General features: G+C 27.9%; 13 protein-coding genes. 11 read left to right on the forward strand and 2 right to left on the reverse strand.

Going from position 1 to position 12,311, the window contains the following annotated elements; genetic code table 11:
- The first annotated feature begins 168 nt into the window (after positions 1–168).
- The 7 genes from JAO71_RS13860 to JAO71_RS13890 all read left to right on the forward strand — a co-directional run bounded on the left by JAO71_RS13860 (position 169) and on the right by JAO71_RS13890 (position 6,817).
- Positions 169–1,245: a DUF5050 domain-containing protein gene (locus JAO71_RS13860; RefSeq protein WP_203001399.1), complete on the forward strand. Its 1,077-nt coding sequence runs from the start codon at positions 169–171 to the stop codon at positions 1,243–1,245.
- A 143-nt stretch (positions 1,246–1,388) separates the two neighbouring features.
- Positions 1,389–1,904 (forward strand): hypothetical protein, encoded by a 516-nt coding sequence (locus JAO71_RS13865; RefSeq protein ID WP_116823265.1) that lies wholly within the window; start codon positions 1,389–1,391, stop codon positions 1,902–1,904.
- 199 nt (positions 1,905–2,103) lie between these two features.
- On the forward strand, positions 2,104–2,520 hold the full coding sequence (locus JAO71_RS13870) for a hypothetical protein (protein ID WP_116823266.1): 417 nt from the start codon (positions 2,104–2,106) through the stop codon (positions 2,518–2,520).
- A 199-nt stretch (positions 2,521–2,719) separates the two neighbouring features.
- Positions 2,720–3,097, forward strand: a complete 378-nt coding sequence (locus JAO71_RS13875) for a hypothetical protein (protein ID WP_203001400.1) — start codon at positions 2,720–2,722, stop codon at positions 3,095–3,097.
- 27 nt (positions 3,098–3,124) lie between these two features.
- A complete protein-coding gene (locus JAO71_RS13880; RefSeq protein ID WP_162874855.1) occupies positions 3,125–3,277 on the forward strand; it encodes a hypothetical protein in 153 nt (50 codons plus the stop codon).
- 852 nt (positions 3,278–4,129) lie between these two features.
- The gene (locus JAO71_RS13885) at positions 4,130–4,939 is read left to right on the forward strand and encodes an AraC family transcriptional regulator (protein ID WP_203001401.1); all 810 of its coding nucleotides are present in this window, start codon (positions 4,130–4,132) and stop codon (positions 4,937–4,939) included.
- A 63-nt stretch (positions 4,940–5,002) separates the two neighbouring features.
- On the forward strand, positions 5,003–6,817 hold the full coding sequence (locus tag JAO71_RS13890; RefSeq protein WP_203001402.1) for a S41 family peptidase: 1,815 nt from the start codon (positions 5,003–5,005) through the stop codon (positions 6,815–6,817).
- 121 nt (positions 6,818–6,938) lie between these two features.
- On the opposite strand, the gene JAO71_RS13895 is transcribed toward JAO71_RS13890, so the two are convergent.
- Positions 6,939–8,399, reverse strand: a complete 1,461-nt coding sequence (locus JAO71_RS13895; protein ID WP_054851593.1) for an aminoacyl-histidine dipeptidase — start codon at positions 8,397–8,399, stop codon at positions 6,939–6,941.
- Between the two features lie 343 nt (positions 8,400–8,742).
- On the opposite strand from JAO71_RS13895, the gene JAO71_RS13900 reads away from it, so the two are divergent.
- From JAO71_RS13900 to JAO71_RS13915, 4 genes are read left to right on the forward strand one after another with little or no spacing between them, the layout of a single operon-like run.
- The gene (locus tag JAO71_RS13900; protein ID WP_203001403.1) at positions 8,743–8,889 is read left to right on the forward strand and encodes a PAAR domain-containing protein; all 147 of its coding nucleotides are present in this window, start codon (positions 8,743–8,745) and stop codon (positions 8,887–8,889) included.
- Between the two features lie 26 nt (positions 8,890–8,915).
- Positions 8,916–9,272, forward strand: coding sequence for a LysM peptidoglycan-binding domain-containing protein (locus JAO71_RS13905; protein ID WP_203001405.1), 357 nt, complete (start codon positions 8,916–8,918; stop codon positions 9,270–9,272).
- Between the two features lie 2 nt (positions 9,273–9,274).
- Positions 9,275–9,958 carry a DUF7738 domain-containing protein gene (locus JAO71_RS13910; protein WP_203001407.1) on the forward strand — a complete coding sequence of 228 codons (684 nt, stop codon included), beginning with the start codon at positions 9,275–9,277 and terminating at the stop codon, positions 9,956–9,958.
- Positions 9,959–9,995: 37 nt separating this feature from the next.
- Positions 9,996–10,667: a DUF7738 domain-containing protein gene (locus JAO71_RS13915; protein ID WP_203001409.1), complete on the forward strand. Its 672-nt coding sequence runs from the start codon at positions 9,996–9,998 to the stop codon at positions 10,665–10,667.
- 255 nt (positions 10,668–10,922) lie between these two features.
- On the opposite strand, the gene JAO71_RS13920 is transcribed toward JAO71_RS13915, so the two are convergent.
- A complete protein-coding gene (locus JAO71_RS13920) occupies positions 10,923–12,074 on the reverse strand; it encodes an AbiH family protein (protein WP_203001411.1) in 1,152 nt (383 codons plus the stop codon).
- Positions 12,075–12,311 lie beyond the last annotated feature (237 nt).

The following is a 12,311-nucleotide window of genomic DNA, read 5'->3' on the forward strand; positions in this document are numbered from 1 at the left end:
AAAATAATGTAAATTTACCTGAACTTACAATTTAAGAACAAACCTAGTTCAAACTTTTTTTTGCATTCTAAACGGCTAAAAAAAAACTTTTGAACGTCTAAATATTAACTAAAAAGAGTCAACCTATATCAGTATAATACACTCAAGACTTAATAAAGATAATAAATTATGAGAAAATCTATTTTTTTAATTTTAACCCTTTGGGTATTTCAAATCAAAGCACAAGATAATCCTAGATTATTAATAAATCATTTTGGCGGTGCTGGTGGAGTTTATGCTTACAACTTAAGAATTAACCAATCTATATTATTTCATCATTTTAACGATACAGATACTTACATTGATATTATTGGTCTAGATGTTACAGAACAGAATCCAACATCTATGATTATAGCGCAAAATGATAATTATGGAACTTCAGGTATATATGATGTAAATAATGATTATATTTTTATTTCTCAGCTTGCATATGATAAAATAGTGAAGAAAAATCGAGTATCAGGTAGCATTAGTGATGTTTGTTTATTATCTAAAGCACGTTGGATGAGACAACATAACGATTACATATTCTTCATAGATGCAGATAATAACTTTTACAAAACCAACTATACAGATGCCAACTTAAATGATAAAGAATTAGTCTTAAATAATACCGTGAGTGAAATTGAGTTATTAACGTTTTATGGAGATGAGCTTTTTTTCTTGAATAAATCAACTAATAAAATTTCTAAAATTGACATTAATAGCACGATGCCTCAAATTGAAGATGTTATTTCTTTTTCAATTAATGGAACCTTTAGCATAAGTGAAAACTATCTATATTATTGTGATTTAATAAATAATAATTATTCATTATTGAGAATAAACTTACTTACCAATGCCCCACCTATTGTTTTGTCCACCAATTTTATAGCTAGTAGTATTGTTGTGGAAGGAGGTTATATCTATTACATAAAACAAAATGGAACAGGTCAATCTATTTATGAATCTAATTTAGGATATCTTTTGTCAACTGAAGAATATGAAAATAATAATGAAATTACATTAGAAACTACAGGAATAAATTTTATAAAAATAAATAACTTAAAAACATCCGAAAAATATATCATTTATGATTTGTCAGGTAGAGAGGTAATAAAAGGTATGATATTTCCAAAAGAAGAAATTAATATTAGAAATATATCATCTGGCTTATGGATTTTAAAATTAGAAAATGGTAGTACTTTTAAATTTTTAAAAAAATAAACGATTTGCCAACAGTGTATAAAAATAATAGCGGTTTAATAGCTAAAACGAAAGTAAGTTAATATAAAAAAGGTCTGTGTTTAACCAAAAAGTTAAAGCTTAAAATTCGTCACTATTCTTATACAACAACGTTGGCAATAATTATGAAAAAACCGTATCTAAAGAAAATATTAGTTCTGATAATGATGTTGATTTCTTTCAACTCATTTGCTTGCGACTGTGATTGCAATGGAGATTGTTCATTTAGTGTCATTTCGAATCGGAATGAATTAGTTGCTCTTGTAAAAGTTATTGAATATTCTGATTTTCTAGATTATAAAATTGACGGATATGATAAAAAAATGCCTTTTTCAATGACAGTTGAAATAATTAAAAAACACAAAGGAACTGAATCAAAAAAGCAAATTAAAATTTGGGGCGACAACGGAATTTTATGTAGACCATATATCTCGAATTTTGAGGTTGGAAAATATTACTTAATCTCACCTTTACAAATTAAAAACAGCTCTGATGAAGGAAATAAGGGAGATTATGATTTTTTCGCTTGTTGGACTGATTATCTGACTGTTGATTTTGAAAATGGAATTGCTCACGGAGAATACACAAAAAAGAAAAATAAAATATCGCTGAAAGAATTTGAAAACGGAATAAAAAAATAACTATTGCCAACACTGTGTATATTTTATTGTTAGTTCTAGCCTACTTAAGAAAGTCCTCGCGGACTTTCTATCTGTGATTTATTTGCTAAATTTGGTGCTAAAACAACGCAACTAATCTTATACAAACACTTTGGCAGTAATTTGACGCAACCATTTCGGAATTTTCACATCTATAAAGTATAATCTAAAAACGGAAAATATGAAAATTGGAAAATTAAGTCTATTAATGGTTTTGAGTTTAGTCTTTTTGACAAGCTGTAACAATGACGATGATTCAACTCAACCAGAAACATTAAACGGAATTTGGAATTTGAGCAAAGTTTGGGGCGGATTACAGGGAATAAATATTGATTATAATCAGGGTGAAGTTAAATGGGATTTTAACTTGAACAATAATACTTTGACTGTCGAGAATAATTTAGTAACAACAGGCCCTGAGTATATTTATGCTGGACTTGAAAGCGGTACATATGATATTGAAATTATACAAAGTGGAGAAACTGAAACACTCTATATTGATAATAATGAAAGAGGAGTTTTAATTTTAACGGAAAATAATTTAAAAATAGATGACGGATTGGCCGCAGATGGATTTATAAGAGAACTTAAAAGATAAAAACTACTTCCAACACCGTGTATGATTAATTGCTTGGTTCTAGACTGCTTACGAAAATTCCGCTGAAATTTTCTATTTGTGATTAGTTTGCTTACTTAGTTGCTTAACCACACAACTAATCATACACAAACTCGTTGTGGTACATTTACCAAAACGAACGCTGGAATCAAAAACTGACTTAAACCGAACTGAAATTTTAATGAATTTTTCACGACATTGTGATTTATGCGAAAACCAAATAACGAGTCTTGAAAAAGGATTGACTTGTAATTTGACCAATAAAAAACCTGATTTTAATAATACTTGCTCAAAAATTATACTTGATAAAAAATTTCAAGAAAAAATAGAAATTGCTAATCTCGAATTGGAAATAATACGCAGAAACCAAAAGTCAACACATCTGACTTTCTATGGCACAATATTTATTGGTTTTCTTTTAATACTTCTTGGGTCCTTTTTATCTGACTGGAAAATATTTAGCTTGTATATATGGTACGTGAAAATTGGAATGATTGGAGCTGGATTTTCATTTCTGGCAGCTGCTTATTCTAAACTGAATAAATATAGAAGAGAATAAAAAAAAGCGGAACTGGAAAAGAATAAAATGGATGAAGTCCTAAATAAATATGGAATTTCATATCAAGAAAACTTTGAGTTTAAAGAAAAAATTCACGGAACTCGAGAAGTAAATGTGAATATCGAATTTAAAAATTGGACAAAAATAAAAACAACAAACTCTTATAAATTTGACTATTAAAAGTAAAAAAAACGACACCAGAACAAAGTACTGTCGTAAAAAAACAAGTAAAATCTTATTAATTTTTCAATAAAACACTTCTGTAATTAGTATCATAACTTAAACCTAATTTTGCAATAGTAAAAACCCTTTTAATAGCGTATTACAGATGCTATGATCCCTTTTTGTACTTTCTTGTGACTATTAACCGATTGTAAATTGCTTTGGAAGACTTGTTGTATTTACAAGCAATAGACTTTCATTCAGACAATTAAATTTAATACCGTTTAAAACTCCTAGAAAAAGGAATAATTTCCGTCTGTTTTGACACAACATCACATCCAGTATAAACACATGTAAAACAGAGGTATAACAAATGTTTTAATACAGGTTATAGCGTGGTTATAACATGGTTATAGCGTAGTTATAGTATACTTATAGCATAAATAAAAGTAGGCGGTAAGATGTAATCTTAATAAACAAAGTCACAATTAAAGTATATAACGTTAAGAGGCATATATCTAATTTAATCGGTAATAGCCTAGTCTTAATATACCATCAAATGGTATATTAGGTTAGCAAGAACTAACTGTAATGCTTAAATCATCTAACAAACAATAAACAACCCACTATCCAGATAGAGTATAACAAAAAAAGCATAAACTTAAAACTGTGCTTTTTGTAGCATCTAATTTTAAACAAAAAACTTTTATTTTTTTACAAATATTTAAATTCAACATTAAAAATTGTACTTTTCTAAATCATTTTTAATTATTCAAACTTCAAATTAACAAACAATATGACTGTATTACTTTTTTCAATTAACTTCATTTAATTTCTAATAATTTATTAAAACATAATCATTTTCATTACATGTTGAATAAGATTAAAGAACAATCAAAAAAAGAAATGATTTTCGATACTATAGAAAGTATCACTATAGAAAACCAAACAACTGAATTCCCAAAGCATTATCACGAGACTTTTTGTTTTTCTCTTGTTTACAAAGGAGTTAATCAAATAGATTTTAAAAATCAAAGTGTTTTTAGTGAAGCTGGAAGTCTATCAATTGTTAATCCTTATCAAATACATTCAAATCCAATAATAGATAATGTATCTCATATAAAGTTTGACACAATTTATGTTCCAAAAGAAGTGCTAAAGTTTATAATGAAAGGTAAAAACATCAAGTTTACAGAACAGAGTATTAAAAGCAAAAAAGTGAAACATTTATTTTTGTCATTAAAAAGTGCCTTGCAGAAAAAAAATAACAAACTTATTGAAATTCATTTATCCAAATTCATAAATTCCTTAAAATTCTGTACTATAGAAAATGAACAAGAATATTTAGGATTAAATTTTGATAATTTTAAACAAATTAACCAATATATTGAAGCTAACATTCAAGATAAATTTTGCTTAAATCAACTATCATCACAAGCAAACATAAATAAGTTTGGTTTTAGTAAAAAATTTAAACTAACTACTGGTATGACACCTATGAATTATATTTTAATGAGAAAAGTTTTTTCAAGCAAAAAATTAATTCATACAAATTTAGAACTAACCGAAATTGCATATCTGTATAATTTTACAGACTTAGCACATTTCTCTAAAACTTTTAAACGGTTTATTGGTATTTCTCCTAAAAAGTATAAGGAAAGTATCTCAAAAAAAGCATAACGACCAAGATTATACAAATGCTTATCAAATAATAAATTTAGATTTGAAAAAAATAATTTTCAAATGAAAAAAGCAAATAACTACAAGTCTTACAAGTATAAAATACCACTACTTATTACTTCACTTATACTTTTGTTTTGTTCCTGTAAAAACAATAACAATATAATATCTATTGATGCACCTAGTCAGGAATTTAATATTTCAAATAAAGACTCAATCACCCATGATTTAAAATTAATAAAAGATAAATTTTACTCTTTTACAATATATCAAAAAGGAATAGATGTAGTCGTTTACTTAATGAATAGTAAAAATGAAATTTTACAAGAAAAAGATAGTCCAAATGGCTCTTATGGATCTGAACAATTTTATTTTTATTGTGAAAATCAAGATGAATACAAACTTTTAATTAAACCACTTAACGAAAATAAAAATACTTTAAAAGGAAAGTACACTTTAGCTGTATCTGAAGTTTCTAAAGACACTAAAATCACTTTAGACAAATCAGATTATTTAAAAGATTTTAACACTTTCAAAGCTATTTTTGAAAAAGCAAACTCTGGACTATATAGATACTATTCAAAACAAGAAGTAGATAGTGTATTTTCTGTTAACAAAAACAAGATAAATAATAAAACTACATATCAAGAATTTTACAATTTAGTATGGAATGTAATAGACTATACTGGAAGTTGTCATAATAATTTAAGGCTTCCCAAATATTTAAAAACACTATTGTATAGAAAGGATATTTTTTTTCCTATTCCTATAAAATACATCGACGGAAAACTATATTCAAATATTAATTATAATAACATTCCTGCTGGAGCAGAAATTTTAAGTGTAAATGGAATAAAAGCAACAGATTTTTCAAATCAGATTTCTAAATATAGAAGTACAGATGGTATAAATCAAACCTCCAAATATAATTTTATTCAAACCAATTGGGCGCCTTTATACATTTATCATGCTTATGGTGAAAAAAATGAATTTAATATAATCTATAAATATAATACCGAAACTACATCTGTAGTCTTAAAAAGTATCAATTTTAATAATTACTTGAAAAATTATAATAAAAGACACTCTAAAGTATATGACACAAAAGTAAATGATGCTTATCAATATCGATATATTGACAGTTTACACGTTGGAGTATTATCTATCAAATCTTTTGATCTAGGAGAAAAAGGGAATGAAAGTTTTAAAAAGTACGAATCATTTCTAGACTCTGTTTTTATCTCCCTAAAAGACAAAAAAAACTTAATTGTAGATATTCGTGGAAATGGAGGAGGCAGTGGTGATGCCCTTATGTTACTTACTAGTTATTTAAGTAATAGAAGTGTAAAAGAAAACATAGGTGCATACACTTTGTTTAACAAAATACCTTTTCCTGAGTTTTATATAGGATCAGTTCAAAACAATGAAAAAATTTTAAATGACTATGTTGATGACTTTAAAAATGGAAAATATTACCAAAATAGTAAATTCAATCCGCTTTGGAAACCAAATAAAAACAACTATAAGAAACATTTTATTTTACTAATAGATCCATTTGTTGCTTCTGCTGCTTCTCACTTTGCAGCACATATTAAAAGTGATAAAAGGGCTACTATTATTGGAGAGGAAACTGGAGGAGCATATTATGGGCATACTGGACATTTCCCAGTGTTATATATATTGCCAAACTCTAAACTTGAATTAAGTTTTTCTGTGGTAAATTTAGAGCAAGATGTCATTAAGATAGCAGAAGAAAAATTTGGAAATGGTGTTATGCCTGATATTGAAATAGTGCAAAATCACGAAGATTTTATGGAGAATAAAGACACACAGTTAAACTTTGCTTTTGATTTTGTAAAAAAGAAAACACAAAAATAAAAACGTTGCCTAACAATATATATTATCTTAGGGTAGTTACTGTTTTATAATAAAAGTTAAATAAAAAAAGCACAATCCTAAGATTGTGCTTTTTTATGTTATGTAACAGGACTTAAAAAGATTACTTTTTTGGTATCTCTTTTAATATCTCTAAAACAAACTTCCAGTATTTTTGAGCAGACGATATTTGTGCACGCTCATCAGGACTGTGTGCGCCTTTAATGTTTGGCCCAAAACTAATCATTTCCATATCTGGATAATTTTGTCCTAAAATACCACATTCTAATCCTGCGTGACAGGCAGCAATATGTGCTTTTTCTCCGTTTAGTTTTTGATATAAATTATCTAACACTTTTAATATAGAACTATCCATATTTGGTGTCCAACCTGGATAATCTCCAGAAAGCTCAACCTCACAACCTGTAAGCTCAAATGCTGCACGTAATGTATTTGCTAAATCCATTTTACTACTTTCTACAGAGCTACGCGTTAAACATCCTATTTTTACATGTCCATCTTTAACAATTACGCGTGCAATATTATTAGAAGTCTCTACCAATTCAGGAATATCTGCACTCATACGATACACGCCATTTAATGCAGCATAAATTGCACGTGTTAATCCTTCTTGTACACCAAGATCCATGATAAACTCTGGAGTTTCAGTTTTTAATACCTCAACAACCAAATCAGGTTCCATGGTTTTAAGTTCGGTTTTAATACTATCTGCTAATAGTTGCATATCATTTACAAAAGCTGCTTCATGTACTGCATCAATAGCAACTACTGCTCTACTCTCTCTTGGTATAGCATTACGTAAGCTTCCTCCATCAATCTCAGAGATACGTAAACCAAAATTTTCAAAACCATCAAATAATAAACGGTTCATTATTTTATTAGCATTACCTAAGCCTTCGTGAATTTGCATACCAGAATGACCTCCTTGTAAGCCTTTTACTTTTACTTCAAAACCTATTTTAAATTCAGGTGTTTCTTCTTGCTCATAAGTTCTTGTTGCAGTTACGTCAATACCTCCTGCGCAACCAACACCAATCTCGTCATCTTCTTCTGTATCCAAGTTTAATAAGATTCCGCCAGTTAACAAACCACCTTTTAATCCCATTGCACCTGTCATACCAGTTTCTTCATCAATAGTAAATAAAGCTTCAATAGCTGGATGTGGTATGTCTGTACTTTCTAAAAGTGCCATTATTGTTGCAACACCTAATCCGTTATCTGCACCAAGCGTTGTTCCTTTTGCTTTTACCCAGTCACCTTCAACAACCATTTGGATGCCTTGTGTGTCAAAATCAAAATCGGTATCTGCATTTTTTTGGTGTACCATATCTAAATGCGATTGCATTACAATAGTCACACGATCTTCCATACCTGCAGTTGCTGGCTTTTTAATGATGACGTTTCCTACCTCATCTTCTATAACTTCTAAACCTAAATTAGTCCCAAAGTCTTTCATAAATTTAATAACGCGCTCTTCCTTTTTTGAAGGTCTTGGTACTGCGTTTAAATCTGCGAATTTATTCCATAATGCTTTTGGCTCTAAAGCCCTAACGTCTTGACTCATTTGTGTTGTTTTTATTGAAGTACAAAAATACAAATTGCAGAGGTATTTAGAAACCTTTTCAGCTTAGAAATAATATTGGTATTGACTCAAATATCTGGTATATACGTTATGGACGCTCTGACGAAAAACTTAGTATAGATGGAGATTATAATTGTGATTTAGAGGATGTGTTTAGAAGTTTATAGCTAAAAACTTTATCCAAACCTAATATGCTGTTTTTAGAAGAAAACATTATAAGAGCTAATCAGTCAAACAATATCATTTTTTTGTTTTTTTTTAAACCAACCAAGCACTTATATCAGGAAATCCAGCTGCAACTATAGGGAGTAATCACCAATGTCCGATGTGCAGTGGCACTACACCTCATGTAGGAGGTCCCATATTAAATGGATCTCCAAATGTTATTATCAATGGAAAACTCGCAGCCCGAATGGGAGATATGTCTGCCTGTTCAGGATTGACAGAACATTTCATGCCATCGAACACATAGATGAAGCTTTACATAAAATTGATGCAATGCTTGTAAACGCTGATATTATTGAAAATATAGCTGCTTTATTCGAAAGTAAAACTGCTGCTGAAAAGGATGCCACTGCAGTAAAAAGAGGTATAAAATCAGCAATTTCAAAAAGTCGAATTCAAACTGCAAGAGTTAAAGCAATACAAGAAAAATGGGACAAAAAATTTGCAAAACCGACCAGTTGTATAAAACAAACCTACAACTACACCATTAAAAATGGTGATCAATTAGAAATAATTGCAAAAAAAGCAAATACGACTATTTCAACAATAAAAAGATTAAATCCCATGATTACAGATGAAGAAACTATCTTTACGGGAACAATAATTAAATTACCTAACCCTATAAAATAATTATGAGAGTATTTTATTCTATTATTTTAAGCTGTTTTATTCTAACATCCTGTAAAGGACAAAAAGACAATATGAAAGCAAAAAACACTCCTGAAGTCACTCAAATGTTAGAATCATATAACAAACAAGAGCATCGTATTGCTATTAATGGATGTGAAATGACGTATAATGAAAAAGCTTTTACTTTAGGTATGACCGTTAAAGAACTTATTAAGGTCTTTGGAGAATATGATGAATTTACTAGAGGTTTTTTTATTTGGAAAGATGCAGGTTTTACAGCCTCTATTAATAGTGAAATGTTAGGTGAAAAATTAAATATAAATAAAGAAACAACATATCTATACATATACTTAAATACGAAAGTTAGCGAAAAATACAAACATAGTTTAGCTCATGAGTTAAATCATAAAAAAGATTATTTTTTGCTTGAAGGTATGCCTGTAATATACAATATGAAGATTAAAGATTTTATATCTAATTCTAAATTTAATTTGGGTGATTTCGGTGTATCTAATTCTGGTTATGAATTAGACTACACTTGCAATGGAAAAAAAATTGGTTATCGCTTAAAAGCTGATAATTTATGGCTAAGTAAAGGGACTGGTCATTTAAAATTAAAAGACAAACCTAATCCTGAAAACAATACACCTTTCGAATTGATATATATCACAGAAATCAGTGAATAATATCATATCAACAATTACCCAAATTATTGAAATAATTATGAGAGTCTTTTATTTTATTATTATAAGTTTTTTTATTCAAACATCCTGTAAAGAACAGAAAGACAATATAAAAATAAAAAACACACCTCAAGTCTCTCAAATGTTAGAATCATATAACAAACAAAAACATCGTCTAGCTTTTAATGGATGTGAAATGACATATAATGAAAAGCCTTTTTCATTAGGCATGTCACTTAAAGATCTTAATAATGTATTTGGTGAATACGAAACTACTGATTTAGGTGCTATAATATTTAAAGATATCGGGATTGTTTTTGCTGGAAATGACAAAAATGTAAAACCTTCTTCAACCATAAACATTATATACTTATATATGAATACTGAAGTCAGTAAAGGCTACGAAGAAAGTTTAAGACATAAACTAAACCATATAAACAACTATTTTCTAATAGAGGGCATGCCTTTAGATAAGAATATGTTTGTTATGGATTTTATAGCTAATTCTGAATTTAAACTCAATGACTTTGCAATTTCTAATCAAGGTTATGAAATTGAATATAACTGTAACAATAAAAAAATGGGATATTTTTTAGATGCAGATGGCACATGGCTTCGAAAAGGATCTGGTCATTTAACATTTAAAGACAAACCTAATCCTGAAAATAAGAATCCTTTTGAGATGATATATATCACAGAAATTAGTGAATAGTTAAATCTCTATTTTCTTTAATTTCTTTAATTTCTTTGCTCATGACTTTGTGATTTTGGTACTTATTCGTGATGATTTTTAAATTAACCCATAAAACTCAAAACCATATACATTGCAAAACTTAGAAACATCAACACGACTAATAGTAATATAAATAGGTTTATATTTTTAAGATAAAACAATACTTTTTTCTGTAAGTAGAAGCGTTAATTCTTTTCGTTTTTTCTAGATATGTGTTCATATAGTTTGTCTAAATTAAACGGATTGTGGCATTATGTCATCCTCATTAAATTCTACAATTTTCTTTCTCATCATTTGATTATTTGTAAAATGTCTAGAAATATCCATTGTCTTATTTACAAATTCATTTTTATTATAATAATGGATTTTTATGGACTTGCAATTTTCATGTTCAAAAATTTCATTTAACATTACTCGATCTGATAAACCACAAGAATGTCCATAAATTACAACTTGATAATCTTCTGAATTTAAAAACCTTAACAAGTCTCTATACCTTCCATTTTCCGCATACTTAAAAGACTTAATTCCTTTAAAAAATTCATTATCATTTAATTCTTCTATTTTTTTATATTCTTCATTCATTTCATCTCCATACCCAAAAACTAAAGACTCTTCTTCTAAACTATTGTGGATATGGTTTACGATAATATTTTTAGAGCTCCTTAAGTTTTTGATTTTAGATGCGTTTATAACATTGTCTACTGTTTTAGTATAATTAAAATTCAAGAAAAATATAACATCAGTTTTTATATTTTGCCCTTTCCTTAATTTATCAATTATATCAGTTTCTCTTATATTTGAAGTTAATTGATTAATATATTTTTTTGATAATTCAAAGTCAAGCGATTTAGTATAGTCTAACTGGTTTAGATATTGATGAAGTAGTTTTTCTAATTGATTCAACTCTTTGTTTAATATTTTAATGTTTGTTTTCCCTTTTAAACAATCTTTCAATAATTCAAAATATGCATTTTCAATATCAACCCAACTATCTATTGAATCTTTAAAAATTTTTTCTAATAATTTTGATTTAAATTCGTAATTAAATTTGTGAGGACCACTTAAAATGTAATCTTTAATTTTTTGATAACTATCCATGTCATGAGTAAATGAAAGTATGTTTTTATCTTCAAACGAATAATTCCTTTTATTGTAAAAAGTAAATAATTCATCATCATTAAAACTAAACAACAAGTCTCCTTTTTTATTTCTCAAATTACCTCTTTTCTTTAAACTCTTAATTATAAAACTCTTAAAATACCAGAGTAAAAAATCTTCATATCGTGTTTTTAAACCCAATGACAAATCAAAGCCATTACCAACTAATACTAATTTATTAACGACTTTCTTTTTAGGTTGAAACTCTAATTTTGATTCTCTCATAAATCTAATTATTCTTTGTAATTTTATTTGTACTTAAAGTCATACTTATAAACAACTCTAAACAATGACTATAGTAATTATTCATATAATCAATAAATGTATAAATATAAATTGATTCTGCTTTACTATTCAGCTCAATAATATCTGATTTTCAAATCTTTAAACTAATTAGCATACCATTACAAATACAAAACAACCTTAGTCGCTACTCCTGATGGTAGTGGCATCCTTTTTTGC

The sequence above is a fragment of the Olleya sediminilitoris genome (assembly GCF_016785945.1).
Lineage (GTDB): Bacteria > Bacteroidota > Bacteroidia > Flavobacteriales > Flavobacteriaceae > Olleya > Olleya sediminilitoris.